24 protein-coding genes are annotated in these 25,697 nt (G+C 69.0%); 18 read left to right on the top strand and 6 right to left on the bottom strand.

The window, feature by feature from the left end; genetic code table 11:
• The 4 genes from ACZ3HL_RS26820 to ACZ3HL_RS26805 all read left to right on the top strand — a co-directional run bounded on the left by ACZ3HL_RS26820 (window position 1) and on the right by ACZ3HL_RS26805 (window position 2,471).
• Window positions 1-513, top strand: coding sequence for a hypothetical protein (locus tag ACZ3HL_RS26820; protein ID WP_465420028.1), 513 nt, complete (start codon window positions 1-3; stop codon window positions 511-513).
• A 50-nt stretch (window positions 514-563) separates the two neighbouring features.
• Complete coding sequence (locus ACZ3HL_RS26815; protein ID WP_410652923.1) at window positions 564-929, top strand: hypothetical protein; 366 nt, start codon at window positions 564-566, stop codon at window positions 927-929.
• A 29-nt stretch (window positions 930-958) separates the two neighbouring features.
• Window positions 959-1,660 carry a Crp/Fnr family transcriptional regulator gene (locus ACZ3HL_RS26810; protein WP_465420030.1) on the top strand — a complete coding sequence of 234 codons (702 nt, stop codon included), beginning with the start codon at window positions 959-961 and terminating at the stop codon, window positions 1,658-1,660.
• Between the two features lie 121 nt (window positions 1,661-1,781).
• Complete coding sequence (locus tag ACZ3HL_RS26805; RefSeq protein ID WP_340684177.1) at window positions 1,782-2,471, top strand: hypothetical protein; 690 nt, start codon at window positions 1,782-1,784, stop codon at window positions 2,469-2,471.
• A gap of 200 nt (window positions 2,472-2,671) precedes the next feature.
• Here the strand turns inward: ACZ3HL_RS26805 and ACZ3HL_RS26800 are convergent, their stop codons facing one another.
• From ACZ3HL_RS26800 to ACZ3HL_RS26780, 5 genes are all read right to left on the bottom strand, one after another.
• Window positions 2,672-4,108 carry a DUF1996 domain-containing protein gene (locus tag ACZ3HL_RS26800; RefSeq protein ID WP_465534592.1) on the bottom strand — a complete coding sequence of 479 codons (1,437 nt, stop codon included), beginning with the start codon at window positions 4,106-4,108 and terminating at the stop codon, window positions 2,672-2,674.
• A gap of 167 nt (window positions 4,109-4,275) precedes the next feature.
• On the bottom strand, window positions 4,276-4,830 hold the full coding sequence (locus ACZ3HL_RS26795) for a hypothetical protein (RefSeq protein WP_465420033.1): 555 nt from the start codon (window positions 4,828-4,830) through the stop codon (window positions 4,276-4,278).
• A 120-nt stretch (window positions 4,831-4,950) separates the two neighbouring features.
• A complete protein-coding gene (locus ACZ3HL_RS26790; protein ID WP_465420037.1) occupies window positions 4,951-6,468 on the bottom strand; it encodes a tripartite tricarboxylate transporter permease in 1,518 nt (505 codons plus the stop codon).
• On the bottom strand, window positions 6,468-6,965 hold the full coding sequence (locus ACZ3HL_RS26785; protein ID WP_465420039.1) for a tripartite tricarboxylate transporter TctB family protein: 498 nt from the start codon (window positions 6,963-6,965) through the stop codon (window positions 6,468-6,470). Before ACZ3HL_RS26785 ends, ACZ3HL_RS26790 begins: the two co-directional genes overlap by 1 nt.
• Window positions 6,962-7,924: a Bug family tripartite tricarboxylate transporter substrate binding protein gene (locus tag ACZ3HL_RS26780; RefSeq protein WP_465534591.1), complete on the bottom strand. Its 963-nt coding sequence runs from the start codon at window positions 7,922-7,924 to the stop codon at window positions 6,962-6,964. Before ACZ3HL_RS26780 ends, ACZ3HL_RS26785 begins: the two co-directional genes overlap by 4 nt.
• Window positions 7,925-8,094: 170 nt before the next feature.
• On the opposite strand from ACZ3HL_RS26780, the gene ACZ3HL_RS26775 reads away from it, so the two are divergent.
• Together ACZ3HL_RS26775 and ACZ3HL_RS26770 are read left to right on the top strand one after the other, a co-directional pair.
• The gene (locus tag ACZ3HL_RS26775) at window positions 8,095-9,627 is read left to right on the top strand and encodes a sensor histidine kinase (protein ID WP_465420041.1); all 1,533 of its coding nucleotides are present in this window, start codon (window positions 8,095-8,097) and stop codon (window positions 9,625-9,627) included.
• Window positions 9,624-10,286 (top strand): response regulator, encoded by a 663-nt coding sequence (locus ACZ3HL_RS26770; protein ID WP_465420043.1) that lies wholly within the window; start codon window positions 9,624-9,626, stop codon window positions 10,284-10,286. The genes ACZ3HL_RS26775 and ACZ3HL_RS26770 overlap by 4 nt, the downstream gene beginning before the upstream one ends.
• Before the next feature lie 151 nt (window positions 10,287-10,437).
• Here the strand turns inward: ACZ3HL_RS26770 and ACZ3HL_RS26765 are convergent, their stop codons facing one another.
• Window positions 10,438-11,004: a TetR/AcrR family transcriptional regulator C-terminal domain-containing protein gene (locus ACZ3HL_RS26765; protein ID WP_465534498.1), complete on the bottom strand. Its 567-nt coding sequence runs from the start codon at window positions 11,002-11,004 to the stop codon at window positions 10,438-10,440.
• Between the two features lie 234 nt (window positions 11,005-11,238).
• On the opposite strand from ACZ3HL_RS26765, the gene ACZ3HL_RS26760 reads away from it, so the two are divergent.
• The 12 genes from ACZ3HL_RS26760 (at window position 11,239) to ACZ3HL_RS26705 (ending at window position 25,605) form a co-directional block, all read left to right on the top strand.
• Window positions 11,239-12,441, top strand: a complete 1,203-nt coding sequence (locus ACZ3HL_RS26760; RefSeq protein ID WP_007034224.1) for an ROK family transcriptional regulator — start codon at window positions 11,239-11,241, stop codon at window positions 12,439-12,441.
• Window positions 12,442-12,686: 245 nt separating this feature from the next.
• Complete coding sequence (locus ACZ3HL_RS26755; RefSeq protein ID WP_465420048.1) at window positions 12,687-13,910, top strand: ROK family protein; 1,224 nt, start codon at window positions 12,687-12,689, stop codon at window positions 13,908-13,910.
• Entirely contained in the window at window positions 13,907-15,409 is a 1,503-nt protein-coding gene (locus ACZ3HL_RS26750; protein ID WP_465534497.1) for a sugar ABC transporter ATP-binding protein, read from the top strand. The genes ACZ3HL_RS26755 and ACZ3HL_RS26750 overlap by 4 nt, the downstream gene beginning before the upstream one ends.
• A gap of 35 nt (window positions 15,410-15,444) precedes the next feature.
• Complete coding sequence (locus ACZ3HL_RS26745) at window positions 15,445-16,425, top strand: ABC transporter permease (RefSeq protein ID WP_465534590.1); 981 nt, start codon at window positions 15,445-15,447, stop codon at window positions 16,423-16,425.
• A 92-nt stretch (window positions 16,426-16,517) separates the two neighbouring features.
• The gene (locus ACZ3HL_RS26740; protein ID WP_465534496.1) at window positions 16,518-17,570 is read left to right on the top strand and encodes a substrate-binding domain-containing protein; all 1,053 of its coding nucleotides are present in this window, start codon (window positions 16,518-16,520) and stop codon (window positions 17,568-17,570) included.
• 39 nt (window positions 17,571-17,609) lie between these two features.
• Window positions 17,610-18,779 carry a Gfo/Idh/MocA family protein gene (locus tag ACZ3HL_RS26735; RefSeq protein ID WP_465534495.1) on the top strand — a complete coding sequence of 390 codons (1,170 nt, stop codon included), beginning with the start codon at window positions 17,610-17,612 and terminating at the stop codon, window positions 18,777-18,779.
• Between the two features lie 109 nt (window positions 18,780-18,888).
• On the top strand, window positions 18,889-20,046 hold the full coding sequence (locus tag ACZ3HL_RS26730) for an inositol-3-phosphate synthase (protein ID WP_465534494.1): 1,158 nt from the start codon (window positions 18,889-18,891) through the stop codon (window positions 20,044-20,046).
• Window positions 20,043-20,891 (top strand): SCO3242 family prenyltransferase, encoded by an 849-nt coding sequence (locus tag ACZ3HL_RS26725; protein WP_465534493.1) that lies wholly within the window; start codon window positions 20,043-20,045, stop codon window positions 20,889-20,891. The genes ACZ3HL_RS26730 and ACZ3HL_RS26725 overlap by 4 nt, the downstream gene beginning before the upstream one ends.
• On the top strand, window positions 20,888-22,300 hold the full coding sequence (locus ACZ3HL_RS26720; protein WP_465534492.1) for an EboA domain-containing protein: 1,413 nt from the start codon (window positions 20,888-20,890) through the stop codon (window positions 22,298-22,300). Before ACZ3HL_RS26725 ends, ACZ3HL_RS26720 begins: the two co-directional genes overlap by 4 nt.
• Window positions 22,301-22,304: 4 nt before the next feature.
• Complete coding sequence (locus tag ACZ3HL_RS26715; protein WP_465534491.1) at window positions 22,305-23,168, top strand: TatD family hydrolase; 864 nt, start codon at window positions 22,305-22,307, stop codon at window positions 23,166-23,168.
• Window positions 23,165-24,235: a metabolite traffic protein EboE gene (gene eboE / locus ACZ3HL_RS26710; protein WP_465534490.1), complete on the top strand. Its 1,071-nt coding sequence runs from the start codon at window positions 23,165-23,167 to the stop codon at window positions 24,233-24,235. The genes ACZ3HL_RS26715 and eboE overlap by 4 nt, the downstream gene beginning before the upstream one ends.
• Window positions 24,232-25,605, top strand: coding sequence for an alkaline phosphatase family protein (locus tag ACZ3HL_RS26705; RefSeq protein ID WP_465534489.1), 1,374 nt, complete (start codon window positions 24,232-24,234; stop codon window positions 25,603-25,605). Before eboE ends, ACZ3HL_RS26705 begins: the two co-directional genes overlap by 4 nt.
• The last annotated feature ends 92 nt before the right edge of the window (window positions 25,606-25,697 follow it).

Genomic DNA, 25,697 nt, shown 5'->3' with positions numbered 1-25,697 from the left:
ATGGCCGAGTACGACAACCGGCCGTTTCACGTCGTCGCGGTGGTGCTCGGCCTGATCGCGGGGATGATCGGGCGCGCGGTGACCTATCCGCATCCGCAGGCCTGGCTTTTCGGCGCCGTCGCCGCGTTGGCCGTGCTGGTCCCGGCCGAGACCGCGTTCTTCGTGCTGAACGGCAGGCGACGGCGGCCGGCACGGGAGAGGAAACGTGCGCCGGAACCAGCGGGCTTCGACCACTACAGCCTGCTCGGCCGGGCGCTGACGGCCATCGAAACGGTGCGGCCGGGCGAAACCGAGCTGGCCGGGGTCTTCCGGCAGGCGGTGGCGAGACTGGAAAGCCGCAAGGACCGGAACACTCCCGAAGTCGTCGAGCTGCGGGTGACGGTGAAGCAGACCACCGAGAAGCTGGAACGACACGCGCGGGACGAGAACCCTGATCCGGTGATGCTCGTCGAGCGGATGAGGCTGTACCGGGAAACGCTCGAAGACGCCCTCGCGGCGGTAGAACCACGGTGAGTGTTCGGTGCCGAACAGACTACGGCCGTGCGTCGTGCTGATCTGAGGGCATGCCGTTGATCGGGCGCCGGGTTGTCGAGGGCGTGGAACATGTGGTCGTACCGGTGGAGCACCGGTTCAGCCTGGAGGAGGCCGTGCTGGCGGTGATGGCCGCCAAGAGCACCGTGCGGCCCGCTCCGGGTATCAAGGTCGCTCCGCTGAAGGTGTCGGAGGTACGGTCAGCGCTGCTTTACGCGGCGAAGCACGCCGACAGACGACACCAGATCGTGGACAGCTACTTCGTCGAGGCCGAAGACGGACCGTTGCACCGGTTGGCCGAGTGGATCAGATCGGAACTGGTCCGGCTGGGCATCTTCACCACCCACGACGGTTCCACCGCCGGATCGGGTGGCCGATTCGGTTACTCTCCGCGATAGGTGTTCACGACTGCCTGGGAGGGTGTCTCGTGGGTTTGGGCCAGGAGGCCGCCGAAGAGAGAGAACGTCCGTTCCTGGAGCGGCTGGACGAACCCGTCCGTGCCCGGTTGCTGGAGATGGGCACGCCGCAGACCTACGAGAGCAGACAGGCGCTCATGCGGGCGGGCGAACCCGGCGACTTCGTCATGCTGCTGCGGCACGGCTACGTGAAGGTGACCAGCGCCGACCGGATGGGCGCGACGGTCATCCTCGACGTCGGGGTCCCCGGCGATCTGCACGGCGAGATCGCGGTGATCGCGGGCGGCATCCGGATGGCCGACGTCGTCGCCATCGAAGAGGTGCACGTCCGGCGCATCGCGGCGAGCGAGTTCAACCGGTTCCTGCTGGAGCATCCGGCGGCGATGCGGGAGGTGCTCGTCAGCGTCGCCCGCCGGTTCGTGCTCGCCCAGCGGCAGCGGACCCAGTCCTGGAAACCGCAGGCGGTGGCCAGGGTCGCGACCAGATTGGACTACCTCGTCGACGTCTGTGGCATCCGGACACCGGCGGGCTGGCGGATCGGGATCCCGCTGAGCCAGGACGAACTCGCGCAGTTCATCCCGATGGGCCGGACCATGGTCGCGCAGGCGCTGGACAAACTCCGGAAGGCGGGAGTGGTGGCCAGTTCGCGCCGTGCGATCACCGTCATCGACCGCGAGGCATTGCGGGTGGTCACGGAAAAAGGTGTGACTTAGCTCACTGGCGTTGACCATCGCGAGGTCATGTTTTGTTCGGTTCCGAACAGAACTTCCGGTGAGGAGTGGGAACACTGCTTCCTGCCGCCAGTTTTCACCGATCAGGGGAGGGGTCGCAGAGATGCAGGTGCTGACCTCAGGCCATTACAACGCGCACACCCACGCCGTCCTGTCCGTCGACATCGTCGGTTCGTCCAAGGCCAGTGACGACCTGCTGGACCCGATGAAGACCGAGATGGAAACGCTGGTTTCCCGCTCGTTCACCGCGGTCGGGCTCGCGCCGGGGGAAGCGCGTCACTTCCGGGAGACCGGGGACGGGCTGATGGTCGCGTATCCGGACCACGCCGTCGGCCAGCTCTGCGAGGTCGTGTTCCACCTGGACCATCTCCTCCGGACCCGCAACCGCTACGCCCGCGTCCCGATGCGGGCGCGCGTGGCCGTCCACATGGGACCGATGGCGGACAATCACCGCTACCACCGCACGTACATCACGCTGACCCGGTTGCTGTGCGCCTCCACCTTCAACGACGCGGTGGGTTACTGGTGCCGTTCGGATCCGACGGGCGACAAGTTCGGCGCCGGGATGATCGTCTCGCAATCCGTGTGGCGCAACGTGGTCGAGCCGTTCGGGGTCGCGCTGGTCCCGCCTGCTCGCTGCGCCCGGATCAGCGTCACGACCCCGGATTTCGCGGACAGCGCGTGGATCCACCTGCCTGGCCTGGACGCGGAAGCGGTCCTCGCCGAACTGAACCCCGCTGTCGCGGTGCCGCTCGTGTTCGACCGGGTGAGCCGGTTGTCCACCACGGCCTGACCCAGACCGGGCGGTCCGGTTTCCAGGGAGGGAAAACCGTATCGCTCGCCGGTTCCCGGCCCGGTACCCCTACGCCGGGCCGGGAACCGGACCCCCGGCGCGGGGGGTGGGGGCGCGGGTCATCCCCGCCGCGCCCTCTCGCGGAGACCTCGTGAGTGGTAAGGACGGTTCTAACCGTCCTTACCACTCACGAGCTTTGATCACTGCCGGCAGCGCTTACCGCTGTTGACGCACTTCACCAGCTGGTTCATCAGCCGCTGCGACATGACGTTCGCGAAGTCGTCGTGGTCGGAGCGTGGGTTGTGCTTCTCCTGCGCGAACGCGTCGACCGCGTACTGCCCGGCGGCCTGCACCTCCGGCGGGATGTTGTAGACCAGCGTGATCCGCAGCTGCGGCACGTTCTTGAAGCCGCGCGGGCATCTCCCGTTGCGGTCGGAGAACACGATATGCGTGCGGTGGTTCGCGCTGTCGGTGTTCTTCCCGTCCCAGCAGTTCGGGAACGAGTGGATCCGGGTGACCTTGCTGCCCCGCGGGCAGATCGGGTACAGCTCGGTGAGCCGGTCTTCGAAGCCGGTGCAGGTCCAGCTCGGCCGCGCGTTGGCCGGGCCGTTGGTGCTCTGCTTGGCGTCGCCGTAGAGCACGCGCAGGAATTTCGGCATCGCGACGACCCGGCGGGCGCCGCCGCTGGTGAAGGTCAGGTCGACCTTTTCGGCGCGCTGGATCTCGCCTTCGTTGTTGCCGATCTCGTTGTTGTCATCGACACCGGGCAGGTCGGCGGCCTTGCCGTCGGACTTCTTCTTCTCGGCGTCCCCGGCGGCGTTGACGTTGCTGTTGTCGCCACCGTTGTCGAGGCCGCCCCTGCCGTTCTGTTTCACCGCGCAGCCGGCGAGCTGGTCTTCGTTCTTCGCGACCGGCTTGCCGGCCTGCCGCATGGTGTCGCCGATGTTCTTGATCGACGGCTTCCGTTTGTTCTTCAGCTCGTCGAGCACCTGGCCGGCCTGTTTTCCTTGCGCCAGCTGGTTGTTCGCGTTCTCGGACGCCTGGTCGAGCTTGTCGAGGTTTTCGTCGACCGCGGGCATGGCCTGGTCGGGCACTTCTTCGAGCTCGCTGGCGACGTCGGGGCAGTCGACCTGGGCGCCGGCCTCGTCTTTGGCCGCGTCGACGCGATCGGCGGCGAGTTTCTCTTCGTTCGCCGCCTCGTTCTCCTCCTCTTCCTCGGTGTTGATCCGGACGACCGGCCAGAAGTAGGCCGACTTGTCCCCGTTCTTGCAGGTGGTTCCCGCGCGCAGCAGGCTCTTGTTGTTCGAGTCCGCGTTGGTCGACAGGTTGCCGACGTAGTCGTGCAGATGCTCGGCACCATTGCGGACACCGGGCTGCGCGATGAAGTTGTCGCCGTTGAAGTGGCCGTTCTCGTTGCGGCCGCAGTCCACGGTGAACGTCCCTCGTGCGCCCCGTTTCGCGAGGTCGAGGTTGACGTTGTTGCCGCGGGGGACCTTCGTGATGTCGATGAAGAACGATTTGTCCGCGCCGTCGGCCCTGGCGGCGTCGGGGGTTCCGGTCGTGTTGAGCACGACGATCCCGCCGACGGCGAGGGCGAGGGCGGTGGCGCCCGTGGCGACCTTGGTGCGGCGCGCCATGCGATGGCGGCCGGCGGTTCTTTGGTTACGGGGCATGAACTTGTTCACCTCGTTCGGTGTCGTTGCGCGAAGCCCGGGGGATGCGCCGCCGGCGGCACCGGCGGCACTGACTCCGTGTTGGCTGAAACGGCCCCAGCGGACACCCGGTTCAAAACGCGACCTCGCCGTTATGCGTTCGTTACCTTGCGGCGGTGGTGATAGGCGAGTCCCAGAACGATGGTGATCGGCCCCCACAAGGCGAGCGGCGCGACGCAGATCGTGGCCAGCGTTTCCCATGCCTTGTCGACGTAGGCGGCGTTCTGGTCGAAGCCGAACACGGTGAGCCATCGGCCGTCACCGAGGGGGATCGAGGTGAAAAGCGCGGTGAGTATCAAGCCTCCGGCGACAGCGGGGACGGCGGCCGCGAGAGGCCGGACCCGTTTGCCACCGAGGAACGGGACCCACCGGGGCGCCACCTCGCCCCAGCCGCGGACCAGGCCGATGGTCAGGATCGCGATCACCTCGGAAAGCACGCTGAGCGTGAGGACGTACGGGACGCTCAACCAGTAATCCGGCATCTCGCGATCGTGGATCTGCCCCATTTCGAAATGTACGGCGAAAGGGAGCCGCCACAGGCACGAAGGCAGCAGAAGCCAGGGGAGCGCGTAGGCCAGTCGCGTCGCCCAGCGGGGAACCGGTCGCTCCGTGTCGCTGACCGCCGGGGGACGGTGAAGGATCTTCATGAAGTCGATCCTGTCGCCGTGAGGCACCGGAAAGATCACTCGCGCGGACAAGTTCCTTCCTTCCGAAGAGGGAGAAGGCCCGGCCTCGGGGCAGTCGAGGCCGGGCCGGATTCCCACTGGTCAGGCGTCGACCTTGTCCTTGGGCTCCGCCTCGGGAGCGCTGCGGCGGGCAGGCAGGAAACGCTTGATCAACGGGAAGAACAGGATCACCAGGATGATCACGTAGACCACGATCGCGAACGGGGTGTCGACCAGCCCGGTCAGGCTGCCGTCACTCAGTTGCAGCGCGCGCCGCATCTGTTGTTCGGCGGCCGGGCCGAGGATGACGCCGATGATCGCCGGCAGCACCGGCAGCCCGTAGCGGCGCATCGCGAAGCCGATCAGGCCGATCACGAACATCACCAGCAGGTCGAAGATGTCCGCGTTGACCGCGTACGCGCCGACACTGGCGAAGAACAGGATGCCCGCGTAGAGGTACGGCCGCGGGATCCGGAGCAGCTTCACCCACAGTGGGGCCAGCGGCAGGTTCAGCACCAGCAGCAGGGTCAGCCCGACGAACAGCGAGGCGATCAGGCCCCACACCAGCGACGACTCCCGCTCGAACAGCAGCGGTCCCGGCTGGATGCCGTACTGCTGGAACGCCGCCAGCATCACGGCCGCGACCGCGGTGGTGGGCAGGCCGAGCGTCAGCATCGAGACCAGCGTCCCGGCGGCGGAGGCCGACGCCGTCGCTTCCGGTCCCGCGACGCCTTCGATGGCGCCCTTGCCGAACTCGTCCTTGTGTTTCGAGAGCCGCTTTTCCGTGACGTAGGAGAGGAAAGTCGGGATCTCGGCGCCACCGGCCGGCACCGCGCCGAACGGGAACCCGATGACCGGACCGCGCAGCCACGGCTTCCACGTCCGCTTCAGATCGGCACGGGAGAGCCACGGCCTGCCGACCGGGATCGGTTTGAACGCGTTGCGCCGCAGATGCGCCGCGACCCAGAGCGACTCGCCGACCGCGAACAGCGCGACCGCCACGATCACGACGTCGATCCCGTCCGAGAGGTGCAGTGAACCGAAGGTCAGCCGCTGCTGCCCGGTCATCTCGTCCAGGCCGACCAGCCCGATGGTGAGCCCGATCAGCAGCGACGCCACGCCGCGGATCCGGGAACTGCCGAGCACCGAGGTGACCGCGATGAACGCCAGCACCATGATCGCGAACAGATCCGGCGCGCCGATGTCGACGGCGTGCTTCGCGATCACCGGGGCCAGCACGACCAGCGCGATCGTGCCGAGGATGCCGCCGACGAAATGCCCGATCGCGGCCGCCGCCAGCGCTTGCGCGCCGCGGCCCTTGCGGGCCATCGGGTTGCCGTCGATGGCCGCGACCACCGCCGCGCTCTCACCCGGCGTGTTCAGCAGGATCGACGTCGTCGAACCGCCGAACATCCCGCCGTAGTAGATGCCGGCGAACATGATGAACGCGCCCGTGGGCTCCAGCCCGTAGGTCACCGGGAGCAGCAGCGCCACCGCCATGGCCGGGCCGATACCCGGCAGCACGCCGATCGCGGTGCCCAGCAGAACCCCGATCGCCGCCATCGCGATATGGGTCGGGGTCAGCGCGGTGCCGAAGCCGTCGATGAGTTGCTGGAACATCAGAACACCTCCATCAACGGGCCACCGGGGAGCGGGACTCCGAGCAGGTTGTTGAAGACCAGGAAGGTCACGACGGACATGCCCGCCGCGATCAGCGGGTCACGCACCAGGTTGCGGCTGCCGAGCGCGTACGCCGCGCCCCAGAACAGGACCGCGCCCGAGATCGGGAACCCGACCAGGCCGATCAGCGCCGCGTTGGCGAGGAAGGCGCCGCACAGCAGCAACACCGTGCGCAGATCGGCGGGCGCGGTCAGGTCGACGTCCTCGCCGCCCTCGGCCTCGCCCTTGCCGCCGCGCAGCACGTCGCGCGCCAGCAGCACGGCGACGAGCAGCAGCAGCGAGCCGACCAGGATCGGCACCGCCTTCGGCCCCACCGGCCCGCGCTGGGCGAAGTCGGTGGGAATGCTCAGCGCGTCGGTGAGCACCAGGACACCGAGCACCACGAGCCCGACGCTCACCCCGAGTTCGGAGCGCTCCTTCAGCCACGTGGTCGTCATGCCAGACCCAGCTCTTTCAGCACCGTTGCCACTCGAGTGTTCTCCTCTTTGAGAAACGAACCGAACTGCTCACCTGGCGCGAACGCGCCGGTCCATCCGTTGCGCTGCAAGGCTTCCTGCCACTGCGGCGTCTTCTGCAGCCGCTCGAACAGGCTCACGAGCTTCGCGCGGTCCGCTTCGGTGATACCGGGCGGCGCGACGATGCCGCGCCAGTTGGTGAACTTGACGTCCACACCGGACTCCGCAAGCGTCGGCGCGTCGATTCCGGGGACCCGGTTCGCGCTGGTCACCGCCAGCACCCGGAGCGTGCCCGCCGCGATCTGGTCGCGGTATTCGCCGACCCCCGAGACGCCGAACGCGACCTTGCCGCCGAGGACCGACGCGAGCAGTTCACCGCCGCCGTCGAACTGGACGTAGTTGACCGACTTGGGCGCGAGCCCGACGGCCTTCGCCATCAGCATCGGCGCCAGGTGGTCCGGCCCGCCGGGCGACGAACCGCCGCCGACCTGTACCGCGCCGGGGTCCTTCTTCCATGCCTCGATCAGCTGGCCGATGTTCTGGTACGGCGAGTCCTTGCCGACCACGACGATGTCCGACTCTTCGATCAGCTTCGCCACCGGTGTGGTGTCGAGCAGTGAAGACGGCGACTTGTTCGTGAACACGCTGCCGACGACGCCGAGACCCATCGACATGACGAGTTTGCCGTTGCCGCGTTCGGCCACCGTGCGCCCGAGACCGACCGTGCCGCCGGCGCCGGGGAGGTTGAACACCTCCGCGTTGCCGAGCAGGTCGGCGTCCTCCATCGCCTTGGTCGCGGTCCGCGCCGTGATGTCGTAACCGCCGCCGGGCGCGTTGGGCACGAGCACCCGCAACGACCGGATCTGCGAGCCCTCGTCGGCCTCGCCGCCCGGGGTGAGCAACGGTGGCACCAGCAAGACGGCGACGAGCGCCGCCGCCATGGCCAACCAGCTACTGGGCTTCACTGTGATCCCCGCCTCTCTGCCGCGTGGTTGGACATGTTGCACTCGTGTAAACAGAGATGTCTCCGTTAGGCGCCTAAGATTCTTTTTGGTCTTTGTGGTCGCGTCTTGGGAGACACAGTGTTCTTTGTGGTCACGCGGAGGTGGCGATGGGTGCTCGGGGTTCGCTGGCCCGTCAGCTCCTCGTGTGGCAACTGGTGGTCGTCACCTGCCTACTGTGCGCGGTGGGCGTGCTGGCCGTCGTCCAGGCGGGGAACAATTTCCGCACGACCGAGGGACGCCGGGCGCTCTCGGTCGCGGAGAGTGTCGCCGCGCAAGGGGTCGTGGGCGACCTCGAGAACGGCCCGTTGGAATTGAACGCGCCCGCGGAGACCGCGCGAAGCCTCTCCGGGGTCGATTTCGTCGTCATCGCCGACGCGAACCGGTACGTGCTCGCGTCACCGGATCCGGGGCAGGTGCGGACGCTGCTCGACATCGGCGACAGCACCGTCCTTTCCGGACGGTCTTGGGTCGGCGAACTCGACGGTTCGACCGTGGCGCACGTCCCGGTGCTCGACGAAAAGGGCGGCAAGGTGGTCCGCATGGTCGCGGCGGGCTCGAAATCGCCGGGCTTCTTCGCCGGCGTGCTCGAATCGCCGGACAACGCGCTGCGGGTGCTGGGGGTCGCGCTGGTGATCGGGGTGAGCGGTTCGCTGCTGCTCGCGCGGCGCGTGAAGAACCAGACGCTCGGCCTGGAGCCGCACGAGATCACCGCGCTGGTCGAGAACCGGGAAGCGCTCCTGCACGGCATCAAGGAGGGTGTCGTCGGCCTGGATCCACAGCACCGGATCACCCTGGTGAACGATCAGGCCCGCGAACTGCTGGCGCTGCCGGAGGACGCCGTCGGCCGGTCGGTCGAAGACCTCGATCTCAACGAACGGATCCGCGACCTGCTCACCGGCCGCGCGACCGGCGCCGACCAGATCGTGCTGCGGCAAGGGAAGGTGCTGACGCTGAACCGGATGCCGATCGACGTGCGGGGAGCCGTGGTCACCCTGCGGGACCGCACCGATCTGATGACCCTGCGGGACGAACTCGACGCCAGCAGGCACGCGACCGACACGTTGCGGGCACAGGCGCACGAGTTCAGCAACCGGCTGCACACCATCTCCGGGCTGCTGGAACTCGGGGAATACGAAGAGGTTCGCGGTTACGTCAGCCGGATCAGCTCGGCGCAGGGGGAGTGGCGCGCGGAGGTCGGCTCCCGGGTCGGCGATCCCGCGGTGGCCGCGCTGTTGATCGCGAAGGCGTCGCTCGCCGCGGAGCGGGGTGTCGGGCTGCGCATGGCGCCGGACAGCGGACTGGACCGCGTCGAGGACGGCCTGTCCACGGATTTGGTGACAGTGCTGGGAAATCTCGTCGACAACGCCCTGGACGCGCTGGGCGGGGAGCAGGGCTGGATCGAGGTCGGGGTGTGGCAGGAGGAGGACGAAGTGCGGGTGGAGGTCCGTGACTCCGGGCCGGGAGTCGCCCCGGAGATCGCGGAGGAAGTGTTCGAACACGGCTTCACCACGAAGGCCGCCGCGCACGGCCAGCGCGGCCTCGGGCTCGCGCTGATCCGGCAGGCGTGCGTGCGGCGGGGCGGTTCGGTCGAGGTGCACAACTCCGGCGGCGCGGTGTTCACGGCGAGGTTGCCGCGATGATCAAGGTGCTCGTCGTCGACGACGATTTCATGGTCGCGAAAGTCCACAGTGGATACGTCACGCGCACGGAGGGCTTCGCCGTGGTCGGGGTCGCGCACACCGGAGCCGACGCGCTCCGCCTGGCGCGGGAACTGAAACCGGACCTGGTGCTGCTGGACGTCTACCTTCCCGATCTCGACGGGCTTTCGGTGCTGCGGGAACTGCGTGCGACCGAAGACGTCGACGTCATCCTCATCACCGCCGCGACCGACGTGGAAACCGTGCGGCAGGCGATGCGGGGCGGGGTCCTGCACTACCTGATCAAGCCGTTCGAGTACGCGTCGCTGCGCGATCAGCTCACCCATTTCGCGTCGCTGCATCGTCGGCTGGACCGGCTGGACGAGGCCGGTCAGGCCGACGTCGACCAGGTCTTCGGCGCGCGGCCGAGCGCGAAACCGGTGCTGCCCAAGGGACTCACCGTCCAGACCGCGCGGTTGGTGGAGACCGCGCTGCGGGGCGCGCCCGGCGGGATGTCGGCGAGCGAATGCGCCGAGGCGACCGGCGTCGCGCGGGTGAGCGCGCGCCGGTACCTGGAGCATTTCGTGGCGACCGGCAAGGCGGAGGTGACCCTCAAGTACGGCGGGACGGGGCGGCCCGAACGCCGCTACCTCTGGTCCTGACTTGCCGCATTTCGTCCTCTGAATGCGGGTCACCGGCAGCCTCGCCCGGCGCTCCCCTCCCCCGGTTGGCGGGGCTCGCGTGTGCTCGACGGGACGTGCAGGGAATGGAACAGCCGGGCGGTTTCGCTTGTCATGGCGTCAGTTCCAGCAGCTATGCGACATCCTGGTCTGGCGGATTCGCGACATCGACGTCGGCGCGGAGTCCGGCGATCAGGCGCGCGAGACCGTATTCGAACGAGGCTGCCGGGTCCTCGTCGTGGTCGCCCTCGACGTGCTGCTGTTCGTCGATCGCGCAGCCGAGCGTGTACCGGCTGATCGCGAGGATCGCGTGCGTCGCGTCCTCTTCGGTGAAACCCGCTCGCAGCAACGGTTTGATCAGCGGCGTCATCGCCGAGCGGCCGGTCGGGCGGGAGCCGGCGTGCAGGCGTGCGCCGTCCCGGTAGGACAGCAGCGTGCAGCGGATGGTGCGGGCGCGCCGGGCGAGCCACTCGGCCCAATCGGCCATCGCCGAGGGATCGTCGAGCGGGGCGAGCCGGTCGTCCAGCATGGTTTCGGCCATCTGGTCGAGCAACGCCTGCTTGCTCTCGAAATGCGTGTAGAGCGCGGGACCGCGCACGCCGAGCTTTTCGCCGAGCTTGCGCAGGCTCAATCCGTCCAGCCCGACCTCGTCGAGGAGTTCGAGCGCGGCTCGAACGTAGCCATCCCGTCTCACGACCATGCGCACACCTTCACCCGTCCGCATCGGAGTTGACAACTCGACCGGACCTTATCACCGTTAAGATCTTAACGGCGATAAGATCGGCAGGTAGGATGATCGGAAGTCATCCCCGCGCGCATCGAAGCGTCCACAAAGGACTGACGTGCTCCGGTGGGTTTGTTCCCGCCCGCTGCGCCCCGAAGGTTCCGAGTGGCATTCGGGACAGCGGGTGGACAACGCCGTAGGCTCAGGTGAATGAGCACGGCATCCACCTCGGAGCATCCGATGGTCGAAACCCGGCACCAGACCCAGCTGCTCACCCTGTTGCGGGATGAGGGGCCGATGTCCCGGGTCGAACTGGGGGAGCGGCTGGAGCTGCCGCGTGCCCGGGTGGGGGCCGAGGTCGCGCGACTGGCCGAGGTGGGCCTCGTCGAGACCGCCGGCCCTTCGGCGAGTCGCGGCGGCAGGCGGTCCACGCTGGTGCGGCTCGCGGGAGACTTGCGGGTGCTGTCGGTCGACGTCGGCGCGACGTCGGTCGGGGTCGCCCTCACCGACGCTTCGTGCGAGGTGCTGGTGCACACCGTCGAGGACTGCGACGTCCGGCAAGGGCCGCACGCCGTGCTCAAACGTGTCGTCGCGCTGGCGGAGAAGATCCGCGAAGAGGCGCCGGGCAAGCTGATCGCCGCCGGGATCGGTCTCCCCGGGCCGGTGAGTTTCGCCGAGGGGATGGCGGTCGCGCCGCCGATAATGCCCGGCTGGGACCGGTTCTCCGTGCGCGACCATCTCGGCGGGCTGCTGCGCTGCCCGGTCACGGTCGACAACGACGTGAACTCGATGGCGCTCGGGGAACGGCACGCCGGGGTCGCGCGTTCCATCGACGATCTGGTGTTCGTCAAGATCGGTACCGGTATCGGCTGCGGGATCGTGCTCGGTGGCAAGGTGTACCGCGGTGTCGCCGGCACGGCGGGCGACATCGGACACATCCGCCTCGACGACTACGGGCCGACCTGCGCCTGCGGTGAGACGGGCTGCCTCGAGGCGTACTTCGGCGGCGCCGCGCTGGCCCGCGACGGGCTGACGCTGGCCCGAAGCGGCCGCTCGACCTACCTCGCCGACGTCGTCGCGGCCCGCGGCGCCATCACCGCGCAGGACGTCGGCCGCGCGGCGGCGTCGGGCGATTTCGGCGCCGTCAACCTGATCCGTGACGGCGGGCGGCGGCTCGGGCAGGTGGTCGCCTCGCTGGTCAGTTTCGTGAACCCGGGCATGGTCGTGATCGGCGGCGGCGTGGCGCAGCTCGGGCATCAGCTGCTCGCGGAGATCCGCAGCTCGGTCTACCGGCGGTCACTGCCGCTCGCGACCGGGAACCTGCCGATCGTGCTGTCCGAACTGGGCGACACCGCGGGTGTCATCGGGGCCGCCTGGTCCGCGACGGACCGGGCCTTCACGCTCAGCAGCTGACCGGCGCCGACGCCCCTCCGTGGCACGTTGGGCACTCACCTGATTCCGAATAGTAACGTCAAGATCGTACAGACTTTCGCTTGAAAAGTACGAAAGTCTGCTCCGAAACGGACGGCTATTCGGGTGACGGAGGGCTTTAGTCGACATTTCTGTCCTGTTGTCACCTTGACGGGTGACGGGCACCACCCTACTTTCGCTGGCTAAGTAACAAAGTTTGTTACGGCCGATTCGTAAGTGAGGGCAGTGTGGCCGCGATCGAACCAGGGCAGCTCGACCAGGTCAGCCCTCGGACCTCGAACCTCGCCGTGCTCCTGCGGGCGTTGCGTGCGGGGCCGCTCTCGCGTACCCAGCTCGCCGCGCGCTGCGGACTCACCAAGGCGGCCGTCTCCGGTTTGATCACCGAGCTGTCCGAACGCGGTCTCGTCCGCTCCGCCGGACTCCAGGGCGGCGGCAACGGCAGGCCCAGCCAGCTGGTCGAGCTGAACGGCTCCAGCGCTTGCGGGCTCGCGCTCAGTGTCGAGGCCGACCGCTTCGCCGCCGTCGTCACGAACCTCGACGGCCGCGTGGTCGCCGAACGCACCGAGACCGCCGATGTCGCCGCCCTCGGGCTGCACCGGAGCATGGACGAACTCGCCTTCCTCGCCCGGAGCGTGCTGCTCGACGATCAGCCCGTCGGGGTCACCGTCTCGGTACCCGGTCTGGTCGATTCGGCCGCCGCCGTGCTGCGGTTCGCGCCGACCCTGCGCTGGCGCGACGCCGAGATCGCCGACCTCCTCGCCGCCCGGCTCGGCCTGCCCGCCGCCGCCATCGCGGTCGACAACGAGGCCAACCTCGGCGCGATCGGCGAGGCCGTCGCCGGTGTCGGGCAAGGTGTGCGGGAGCTCTTCTACCTCAGCGGCGGCACGGGCGTCGGCGGCGGACTCGTGTCCGGCGGCGCGATCCTGCGTGGCGCCAGGGGTTTCGCGGGCGAGGTCGGGCACATCACCGTCGACCCGTCCGGCGAGCAGTGCCAGTGTGGCCGGGTCGGCTGCCTGGAGACCAAGGCCGGGCTCAACGCGGTCCTGCGCGGCGCGGCTTCGCCCGGCGACCCGCTGCACGATCCCGCACTGGGCGTCGACGGCCGGGTCGGGCTGCTCAAGCACCGCGTGCAGCGCGGTGACCAGCGAGCGGTCGTCGCGGTCTCGGAACTCGGGGTCGCGCTCGGCATCGCGGTGTCCACTGTGGTCGACGTACTCGACCCGGACGTCGTCGTGCTCGGCGGCTACTTCGCCGAACTGGGCGAATGGCTGGTCGAGCCGGTGCGCCGCGAACTGTCCGCGCGGCCGCTCGGGCACGAGCCCACCTGTCGCGTCGAGCCGTCCCCGCTGGGCACCACCGCCCCGTTGCGCGGCGCCGCGCATCTCGCCACCGAACGGCTTTTCGCCGACCCGACATTAGTTCCTTTCGAGACCGAGGAGGCTCCGGCATGACCCTGCTCTCCGTCCGGGGGATCGTGAAGACCTTCCCGGGGGTGCGTGCGCTCTCTCGCGTCGACTTCGACGTCGAACCCGGTGAGGTGCACTGTCTCCTCGGCCAGAACGGCGCGGGCAAGTCCACGCTGATCAAAACGCTCGCCGGGGCGCATCGCCCCGACGGCGGCGAGATCTTCTGGCAGGGCGAGCCGGTCACGCTGCCCTCGCCGGTCGCCGCGCTGAAGATCGGCATCGCGACCATGTACCAGGAACTCGACCTGGTGCCCGGGCTTTCCGTGGCGGACAACATCTTCCTCGGCCGCGAGCGCGCGACCTTCGGGTTCACGCGGATCAGCGAGTCACGGAACAAGGCCGCCAAACTGATGGCGCGGCTCGGGCACCCCGAGATCGCGCCGTCGACAGAGGTCGGCAAGCTCTCCGCCGCGGGCCAGCAGCTGGTCTCGATGGCTCGGGCGCTCGCGTACGACGCGAAGCTGCTGGTGATGGACGAGCCCACCGCGGCGCTGGCGGGCGAAGAGGTCGACAACCTGTTCCGCATCGTCGGCGAGCTGACCGCCGAAGGTGTCGCGATCGTCTACATCTCCCACCGGCTCGAGGAACTGCGCCGGATCGGGCACCGCGTCACCGTGCTCAAGGACGGCAAGACCGTCTCCACCGGCCTCGACGCCAAGGAAACGCCGACCGCCGACCTCGTCGCGCTGATGGCGGGCCGCAAGGTCGAAACCGTGTTCGGCCCGCGCCATCAGGAACACGTGGACGCGGACAACGAGGTCCTCAAGGTCGAGAACCTGACCACCATCGGCGAGTTCGAGAACGTGAACTTCACCGTGCACGCCGGTGAGGTCGTCGGGATCGCGGGCCTCGTCGGCTCGGGACGCAGCGAACTGCTGGAGACGATCTTCGGCGCGCGCAAGCAGGACACCGGCACGGTGTCGGTCGACGGCGAACCGGTGCGGCCGGGCAGCGTGTCCGCGGCGGTCAAGGCCGGGATCGGGCTGGCGCCGGAGGAACGCAAGAGCCAGGGGCTGCTGCTGGACCTGCCGGTCGTGCACAACGTGACCCTGGCGAGCCTGAGCAAGTACGCGACGTTCGGGTTCACGGAGCGGGGCAGGGAACTCGACGACGCCGGGGAAAGCCTGCGGCGCCTCGATCTCCGGCCGGCCGACCCGCACCGGATCATCCGCACGCTGTCCGGCGGCAATCAGCAGAAGGCGGTGCTGGCGCGCTGGCTGGTCCGCGGCTGCCGGGTCCTGCTGCTGGACGAACCGACGCGCGGGGTCGACGTCGGCGCGCGGGCGGAGCTGTACCGGCTGATCGAGGAGCTGGCCGCGACCGGCGTCGCGATCGTGCTCGTCAGCAGCGAGATCCCCGAAGTGCTCGGCCTGTCCGACCGGGTGCTGGTGCTGCGTGAAGGACGTGTCCTGGCTGAAAAGCCGTCCGCGGAGCTGACAGAGGCGGAAGTGCTCGACGTGATTCTCGAAGGGAGTGCGGCGTGACCGACCAAGCGGAATCGGTGCGTACCGAAAACGCCGTGGAACCCGTGCCACCCAAGAAGACCGGGTTCAAATTCACCGCCGACCCCCGGTTGCTCGGGCTGACCGGTGTGCTGGTGATCCTGTGCGTCGTCGGGCAGGTGACCAGGCCCGATCAGTTCTTCACCGACGGCAACATCTCCACGATCCTGCGGCTCGCCGCGGCGATCGGGGTGGTCAGCGTCGGGATGACGTTCGTGATCATCGCCGGCGGCATCGACCTCTCGGTCGGGTCGATCGTCGCGCTCTCCAGTGTCTGGCTGACCACGCTGGCCACCCAGTCCTACGGCCCGTTCGTGATGATCCTTTGTGGACTCCTGGTCGGCCTCGGCTGCGGGCTGGTCAACGGGATCCTGGTCTCCTACGGGAAGATCGTGCCGTTCATCGCGACACTGGCGATGTACGTCTCGGCCCGCGGGCTCGCGGAACGCATCAGCGGCCGCCGCACGCAGGTGGTGTCGGAGGCGGGCTTCCTCGACTTCTTCCGCGGTGACCTGCTCGGCATCCCGGTGCTGATCTGGATGTTCGCGCTGGTGTTCGTGGTCGGCTGGGTGCTGTTGAACCGCACCACGTTCGGCCGCCGCACCTTCGCGGTCGGCGGCAACGCCGAGGCTTCGCGGCTGGCCGGGATCAACGTCAAGCGGCACACCGCGCTCGTCTACGGCGTCGCGGGCCTGTGCTGCGGTATCGCGGCGCTGATGGTCGTCGCCCGCACCACCGCGGGCGCCTCGACCAACGGCATGCTCTACGAACTCGACGCCATCGCGGCGGTCGTCATCGGCGGCACGCTGCTCACCGGTGGCCGCGGTTCGCTCATCGGCACCCTGATCGGCGTGCTGATCTTCACCGTGCTGTCCAACATCTTCACGCTCAACAACCTGGACACCGACATCCAGAACATCGCCAAGGGCGTGATCATCGTCCTGGCCGCGCTACTGCAGTTCCGCTCCGTGAAGAAGACCAAGGCGAGTACTGGCTGAGGGCTCGTGAGTGTTTAGGACGGTTCTAACCGCCCTAAACACTCACGAGACCGCCGGGTGGCACCACTCATCACCGTGGATGGAGAATCGTCATGACCGAACAATCCCTGCAACGCCGCCGCTTCCTGCTGGGAGGCGCGGCCGTCGGAGCGGGCGCGCTGCTGACCGCGTGCACCTCGAACGAGGCACCGGCGCAGAACAACGCGGCCAACGTGGCCAACGCCGGGGCGAACTCGCAACCCGGCACGCCCGTCACCATCGGGTTCTCGGCGCCTGCCGCGGACCACGGCTGGATGGCGGCCATCACCAAGAACGCCCGCGCGCAGGCGCAGAAGTTCAGTGAGGTCACGCTCAACGCGACCGAGGGCACCAACGACGTCAACCAGCAGATCTCCCAGGTGGAGACCCTGATCAACGCCAAGGTCAACGTCCTGGTGATCCTGCCGTTCGACGGCAAGGCGCTGACCGCGGTCGGCCAGCAGGCGATGGACGCCGGGATCCAGGTGATCAACCTGGACCGCGTCTTCGACACCCCGCTCGCGTACCGCACCTGGATCGGTGGCGACAACTACCGCATGGGCGTCAACGCCGGGAACTACATCGCCCAGCAGATGAAGGCGAAGAACATCGCCAGCCCGGTGATCGGCGAGGTCGCGGGCATCGACTCGCTGCCGCTGACCCAGGAACGCAGCAAGGGCTTCAAAGACGCCTTGACCCGTCAGGGTTTCACGGTCGGCCCGCGGGTCGCCGCCGAGTTCACGCCGGAATCCGGTGAGAAGCAGACGTCGAACCTCCTGCAGTCCGCGTCCAAATTGGACGCTCTGTGGAACCACGACGACGACCAGGGCGTCGGCGTCATCGCGGCGATCAACAACGCCAACCGCAAGGACTTCCTGATGGTCGGCGGCGCGGGGTCCAAGAACGCGATGAACCTGATCAAGTCCGACGCCGAACCGCTGAAGGCGACGGTGCTCTACAGCCCGTCGATGGCGTCTTCGGCGATCTCGCTCGCGCGGCTTCTCGGCCAGGGCAAGGGGGCGGGCGACTTCGCCGAGCACGAGATCCCCGCCGAGATCACCACGTACTCCGCGGTGGTCACCAAGGAGAACGTCGACAAGTACATGGACGTCGGCTTCGACTCGTAAGACCCGCGTACCCGGCACACGCACGCATCTAGGAGGGGCATGAGCACGGCAAAGGAAACGATCGGGATCGGCATGGTGGGCCACGCGTTCATGGGTGCGGTGCATTCGCACGCGTGGCGCAGTGTGCACCGGTTCTTCGCGCCACCACTGATCCCGAGACTCGCCGTGCTCGGCGGCCGTGACGAGGTGCGGGCGAAGGCCGCGGCGGAACGGTTCGGCTGGGAAGACGTCGAGACGGACTGGCGCGCGCTGATCGCCCGTGACGACGTCGACCTGGTCGACATCTGCACGCCGGGCGACAGCCACGCCGAGATCGCGATCGCCGCGCTCGAAGCGGGCAAGCACGTGCTGTGCGAGAAGCCGCTGGCCAACACCCTCGCCGAGGCCGAAGCGATGGCCGAGGCGGCGGCGAAGGCGCGGGCCGGCGGCGTCCGGTCGATGGTGGCGTTCAACTACCGCCGCGTGCCCGCGCTCGCGCACGCCAGGAAACTGGTCGCGAGCGGGGCGCTCGGCGAAATCCGCCACGTGCGATCGGTCTACCTGCAGGACTGGCTGTCCGACGCCCAGGCGCCGATGACCTGGCGGCTGCACAAGGACAAGGCGGGCTCCGGCGCGCTGGGCGACCTCGGCGCGCACATCGTCGACGCCGCCCAGTTCGTCACCGGCGACACGATCACCGGGGTTTCCGCGCTGACCAACACCTTCGTCAAGGAGCGGCCGGACGGCAACGGCGGCACCGGGCAGGTGACGGTCGACGACACCGCGCTGTTCCTCGGCCGGTTCACCGGCGGCGCGGTGGCGAGTTTCGAGGCGACCCGGTTCGCGCTGGGCCGCAAGAACGCGATGCGGCTGGAGATCAACGGTTCGAAGGCGAGCCTCGCGTTCGACTTCGAGTCGATGAACGAACTGTCCTTCTTCGACGGCGGCCAGCCCGCCACCGAGGCGGGATTCCGCCGGATCCTGGTCACCGAACCCGAGCATCCGTACGTCGGGGTGTGGTGGCCGCCGGGGCATCTCCTCGGCTACGAGCACACCTTCACCAACGAGGTCGCCGACCTGCTCACCGCGATCGGCGACGGCACTGATCCCGAACCGTCCTTCGAGGACGGGTTGAGGGTTCAGCAGGTCTTGGCCGCGGTCGAGCGCAGCGCGGCCGAAGAGGCGCGATGGACCGCTGTGCCCGGTGTCACTGCGAAGGGGAGTAACTGAGCGAGAGATCCAGCCGAAAGTCGCATGACGACTGTCACTGCGACTTGGTTCGATCCGAAACATCCGACCATCGGAGGTTGGTGTTCTCGGGCTGGGAAAGGTGGAGGAAATGCCTGCTCACGAGCGTACGGGCATCTGGTTGATCGGGGCGAGGGGATCGGTGGCCACCACGGCCGCCGTGGGGCTCCTCGCGCTGCGCGCGGGGGTGACGGGCGGTGGCGGCTGCGTCACCGAGCTCCCCGCGTTCGCCGGGGTTCCGTTGCCGGGCTGGGACGATCTGGTCCTCGGCGGGCACGACATCGCGCACACACCGCTGGAGAAGCGGGCCGAGCAGCTGGCGCACGCCGGCGTCTTCGGGCACTCGGTGTTCGCCGCGGTCCGGTCCGGGCTGGCCGAAGTGGACGCCGAGATCCGCGACGGCTACCACCCGGCGTCCCACACCGGTACCCAGGCCGACGCGGCCGCCCGGCTGACGGCGGACATCCGAGCTTTCGCCGGCCGGCACGATCTCGCGCGGGTCGTGGTGGTCAACGTGTCCTCCACCGAGGCCCCGTGCCCCCACCTGCCCGAACACGACGATCTCGCCGCGCTGGAAGCGGCGCTCGCCGACCCGGAGCGGGCGGTACTGCCGTCGAGTTCCCTGTCGGCTTACGCGGCGCTGAAGGCGGGAAGCCCGTACGTCGAGTTCACGCCGTCCGCCGGGGTCACCCTGCCCGCGCTGCGGGAGCTGGCCGAGCGGGAAGGCCTGCCGTACGCGGGTTGCGACGGCAAGACCGGCGAGACGCTGCTGCGCACGGTCCTCGCGCCGATGTTCGGCGCGCGGGCGTTGAAGGTCCGCTCCTGGGCGGGCACCAACCTGCTGGGCGGTGGCGACGGCGAGACCCTCGCCGACCCGGTGACCGCGAACAGCAAGCTGGAATCCAAGGCCCGCGGGCTCGCGGCGCTGCTCGGCGAGGACGTCACCGCGCCGCTGCACATCGACAACGTGCCCGACCTCGGCGAGATCAAGACCGCGTGGGACCACGTGTCGTTCGAGGGTTTCCTCGGCGCGCGGATGAACCTGCAGTTCACCTGGACCGGCTACGACTCCGCGCTCGCGGCGCCGCTGATCCTCGACCTGGCGAGGCTGGTGACCGCGGCGCACGCCGGCGGCCAGAGCGGCGCGCTGACCGAACTCGGCTTCTTCTTCAAGGATCCGCTGGGCAGCGACGAACACCGGTTCGCCGAGCAGACCGCCCGCCTGATCGCCTGGGCGGGAGCCCTGTGAAGGCCTACATCGAACTGGTCCGGGCGCCCGCCGCGCTGACGGTGCTCGGCGACACGGTCGCCGGATCCGCCGCGGCGGGGCTCAAGATGACCGGGCGACGGCTGCTGCTGCCGCTGTCGTCGGTCGCCTTCTACTGGGCCGGGATGGCCCTCAACGACTGGGCGGACCGGAAGCTCGACGCCGTGGAGCGTCCCGAGCGGCCGATCCCGTCCGGGCGGGTGAGCGCGGGCGCGGCGCTCACCACCGGGGCCGCGCTGACCGCTACCGGACTCGGCCTGGCAGCGCTCGGCGGCGGCCGCCGGGCGCTGCGCGTCGCGGTCCCGCTCGCGGGTGCGGTGTGGGCCTACGACACCGTGCTCAAACCGACGCCGGCCGGGCCGGTGGCGATGGCGGCCTGCCGCACGCTCGACGTTCTGCTGGGCGCTGGCCTTGAAACCCGCCGTGCTCTCACTGCCGCGGCGGCTGTCGGCGTCCACACGCTCGGCGTCACCGCGCTCTCCACCGGGGAGGTCCACGGTGCGAACCCGGCGACCGCCCGGGTGGCGCTGGCCACCAGCTGCGCGGCGACAACGTTGGCATTGACCGGACCGGCACGGGGCGGGTGGCATCGCGCGGCCTCGATGGCGGCCGGTTCGGGCTACGCGGGCCTGGTCGGCCGGGCGCAGGCGGACGCCGTCCGCGATCCGTCGGCGAAGTCCGTTCGCTCGGCGACGAAATCCGGCATCCACGGCATGGTCCCGCTGCAGGCGGCGGTCACGGCCAAGGGCTCGGTACTGGGGGCGGCGCTGGTCGCCGCCGCGCTGCCGATCGCCCGCAAGCTGTCGAGGAAGGTGAGCCCCACATGACGTTCTCCTTGGGATACGGCACCAACGGCTTCTCCAACCACCGCCTCGACGATGCCCTCGCGATCATCGCCGACCTCGGGTACACCGGGGTGGCGCTGACGCTGGACCACGACCATCTCGACCCGTTCGCCGACGATCTGGCCCGGCAGGTCGATCACGTGGCCTCGCGGCTTTCGGCGCTCGGCCTGAACCGTGTCGTCGTCGAGACGGGCGCGCGGTACCTGCTCGACCCGTGGCGCAAGCACTCGCCGACGCTGCTGTCGGACGATCCGGCGTTGCGGATCGACTTCCTGGCACGGGCCTTGCAAATCGCCGGGGATCTCGGCGCGGATTGCGTGTCTTTCTGGTCGGGCGTGTCCACTGTGGACAACGAACTCGCCTGGTCCCGGTTGCGTGAGGGGGTCGCGGCGGTCCTGGAACACGCCGCGCGGCTGAACGTGCGGCTGGCGATGGAACCCGAGCCCGGGCACCTCGTGCAGCAACTGAGCCAGGTTCTGGACCTGCGCAAGGAACTCGGCGAACCGGAGCTGTTCGGGGTCACACTCGACGTCGGGCACTGTGTCGCCGTCGAGCCGGTCAACGCGGCCGAATGCGTCCGCCTCGCCGGTCCGCTGCTGTGGAACGTGCAGCTGGACGACATGCTGCCGAGGGTCCACGAGCATCTGGAGTTCGGCGACGGGCATCTGGATCTGCCGGGGACACTCGCCGCGCTGGCGGAGATCGGCTACACCGGGCTTGCCGCGGTCGAACTGCCCCGGCACAGCCACGCCGCGCCGGACACCGCGCGCCGGGCCTTCGAGGCGCTCACCGCGGCGATGCCGCAGACATGGCAGGCCAAGGCGGAACGCCGGATCCGGGAGAGGCCGTCGGTGATCGGCTCGCTCTTCCCGGCCGTCGGCCGCGAGGTCGGCCGGGAGGCGCTGCGCCCGGACACCGATCCGCGGGGGCTGGTCCACGGCACCGTCGACGACCGGGCCAGGGTCCGGCTCGTGACGGTGCTGGCCGAGGTCCTCGACGACGCCGCGCTGGCCACGGAACTGCACGATCTCTACCGCTACGGCGACGACGCCGAGCGGCGCGGGGTTCTGCGGGCGCTCAACGCGCTGGAGTCCCCAGGCGCCGAAGTCACCGACACCGGGATCAGACTGGTCGAAGACGCCTTGCGCGCCAACGACATCAGGCTGGTCGCCGCCGCCATGGGGGCTTTCGCCCGGTTCCTCGACGACCACACGTGGCGCCACGGCGTCCTCAAATGCGTCTTCGTCGGTGTGCCGCTGGCCGCCGTCGCGGACCTCACTTCCCGCGCGGACGACGAGCTGCGAAGAATGCTCGCCGATTTCGCCGACGAACGCAGGGCGGCCGGACGTGACGTACCCGCCGACGCCCTCTCATTGCTCAAGGAGAACTGAGCCAGTGCGTATCTTCGATCCCCACATCCACATGTCCTCCCGGACCACCGACGACTACGAAGCCATGTACGCGGCCGGTGTCCGCGCGCTGGTCGAGCCGGCGTTCTGGCTGGGGCAGCCGCGCACCAGCGTCGGCTCGTACACCGACTACTTCGACGCGTTGATCGGCTGGGAACGGTTCCGCGCCGCCCAGTTCGGCATCCGGCACCACTGCACGATCGCGCTGAACCCCAAGGAGGCCAACGACCCCCGCTGCCGCGAGGTGCTCGACGTGCTCCCGAGGTACCTGGCGAAGGACGGTGTGGTCGCGGTCGGCGAGGTCGGCTACGACTCGATGACCAAGGAAGAGGACGAGGTCTTTTCGCGGCAGCTTGCGATGGCGCTGGAGCACGACCTCCCGGTGCTCGTGCACACCCCGCACCGCGACAAGCTGGAAGGCACCAAGCGCACCCTCGACGTCGTGCGCGAGGCCGGTGTCGCCCCGGAGCGCGTGGTCGTCGACCACCTCAACGAGGTCACCGTCGAGCTGGTCAAGGACTCCGGCGCCTGGATGGGCTTCTCCATCTACCCGGACACCAAGATGGACGAGCACCGGATGGTCGAGATCCTGCGCCAGTACGGGCTGGAGCAGATGATCGTCAACTCGGCCGCCGACTGGGGCCGGTCCGATCCGCTGAAGACCGCCAAGACCGGGCAGGCGATGCTCGACGGCGGATTCACCGAGGCCGACGTCGACAAGGTGCTGTGGCAGAACCCGGTCGACTTCTACGGGCTCAGCGGCAGGCTCACGCTCGACCCGCTGCCCGGATTCACCGGCGAGGCCGTGACCTTCGAGGGCAACTCGGTGCTGCGAGGTGCCCGCAAATGATCTCCTACTGTACGAACGTCCACCCGGCCGAGGATGTCGACGGCATCGTCGCGCAGCTGGAGCGGTACGCGCTCCCGGTGCGTGAACGGCTGGGCGCCGATCGGCTCGGCGTCGGACTGTGGCTTTCCGCGCCGGTCGCGCGCGGGCTCGCCGAAGACACCGAGGCGCGCAAGCGTTTCCGTGCCGAACTCGACGCCCGCGGGCTTTCGGTGTACACGCTCAACGCCTTCCCGTACGGCGGCTTCCACGACGACGTCGTCAAGCACGCGGTCTACCGTCCTGAGTGGACGAATCCCGACCGGGTCGCGTACACGATCGACTGCGTGAACGTGCTGTCCGACCTCCTCGCCGAGGATGCTTCTTACGGCAGCATATCCACGCTGCCGTTGGCTTGGCGTGAACCATGGACCGAATCGGACGACCGCCGCGCGGCCGAAGCCTTCGGTGAGGTCGTGCGGGCGATCGGTGACCGGCCGATCAAGCTGGCCGTCGAGCCAGAGCCCGGCTGCGTGCTCGACACCGTGGCCGACGCGCTGGGCTGGCTGTCCGGCCGCGTCGACCCGGAGCACGTCGGGCTGTGCCTGGACACCTGTCACCTCGCGGTGTCGTTCGCCGACCCGGCGGAGACGCTCAAGGCGATCGCGGAGTCCGATGTGGACATCGTGAAGGTGCAGGCTTCCGCCGCGCTGCACGTCGAGAAGCCCGCCGAAGCGCGGGAGGCGCTGGCCGCGTTCGCCGAACCGCGGTACCTGCACCAGGTCCGCGAGTTCTCGGGTGGCGTCGTGCGCAAGGCCGACGACCTGCCCGAGGCGTGGACCGAGCTGCCGGGCGAGGGGCCGTGGCGCGTGCACTTCCACATGCCGCTGCACCAGGCCCCGGCCGCACCGCTGTCCACCACGACCGACGTCCTGCGCACCGTCGCCGCCGGGCTGCCCGGCGAACCGCATGTCGAGGTCGAGACCTACACCTGGAGCGTGCTCCCGGACGCGGGCGACCTCGTCGGCGGGATCGCCGCGGAACTCGAATGGGCACAGGCGAACCTCGTCAAGGAAGGGGCGTCCGCGTGAAACCCTTGGTCGTCATCGACGTCGTCGGGCTGACCCCGAAGGCGTTGCGGGACATGCCGAAACTGTCCGCCGTCGCCCGCGACGGCTGGCAGGCCGAACTGGGCACGGTGCTGCCCGCCGTCACCTGCAGCGCGCAGTCGACGTTCCTCACCGGGCTCATGCCCGCGCAGCACGGGATCGTCGGCAACGGCTGGTACTTCCGCGAGCTGGGCGAGATCTTCCTGTGGCGCCAGCACAACCGGCTCGTCGGCGGCGAGAAGCTGTGGGAGACCGCGCGGGCGGCGCACCCCGGCTACACGTCGGCGAACGTCTGCTGGTGGTACGCGATGGGGATGAGCACCGACGTCACGGTGACCCCGCGGCCGATCTACCACGCCGACGGCCGCAAGTCGCCGGACGCCTACGTCCGCCCGCCCGAGCTGCACGACCAGCTGACCGGCGCGCTGGGGGAGTTCCCGCTCTTCCAGTACTGGGGACCGACGGCGTCGCTCAAGTCGAGCAAGTGGGTGATCGGGGCGTCGCGGCAGATCCTGCGGGAGAAGCGGCCGGATCTGCTGCTGACCTACGTGCCGCACCTGGACTACGACCTTCAGCGCTTCGGCCCCGACGCGCCGCAAGCCCGGCAGGCGGCGCGGGAGTTGGACAACGCGCTCGCACCGCTGCTCGACGACGCCCGCAACGCCGGGGCGACCGTGGTCGCGCTCAGCGAATACGGCATCACCAACGTGCACCGGCCGGTCGACATCAACCGGGCGCTGCGGCGCGAGGGTCTGCTGGAGGTCTACACCCAGGCGGGTATGGAGTATCTCGACCCGTGGGCGTCGCGCGCGTTCGCCGTCGCCGACCACCAGGTCGCGCACGTCTACGTCCGCGACTCCGCTGATCTGGAGCGGGTGCGGTCGATCGTCGGCGAGCTGGCCGGTGTCGACGAGGTGCTCGACCGCGAGGCGCAGGCCCGCTATGGAATCGACCACGAACGCGCGGGCGAACTCGTCGCGGTCGCCGAGCCGGACTCGTGGTTCACCTACTACTACTGGCTCGACGACGAGCGGAAGCCCGACTTCGCGCGCGGCGTCGAGATCCACCGCAAACCGGGTTACGACCCCGCCGAGCTGTTCTTCGACCCCGAGGACAAGTTCGCCAAGGCGCGGGCCGGGCTCAACCTGGCGAAGAAGTTCGCCGGGCTCCGGTACGCGATGGACGTCGTCCCGACCGATCCGCGCTGGGTGCGCGGCTCGCACGGGCGGCTGCCGGACTCTACTGAGGACGGTCCGGTGCTGCTGTGTTCGGATCCGGCCTTCGAGCCGTCCGGCCGCGTCGGCGCCACTGACGTGCATCCGCTGCTGTTGTCGCTCCAGGGATTGAAGTGAGTGCTTCGGTCCAGGGGTCGGTACCGACGTTGCGAAAGCCACTTTCGCAACCTTCAACGTTGCGAAAGTGGCTTTCGCAACACCTCAAGCCA

It is taken from the genome of Amycolatopsis sp. NPDC000009 (genome assembly GCF_055563465.1).
This window is presented reverse-complemented; position numbering and strand designations above follow the sequence as displayed.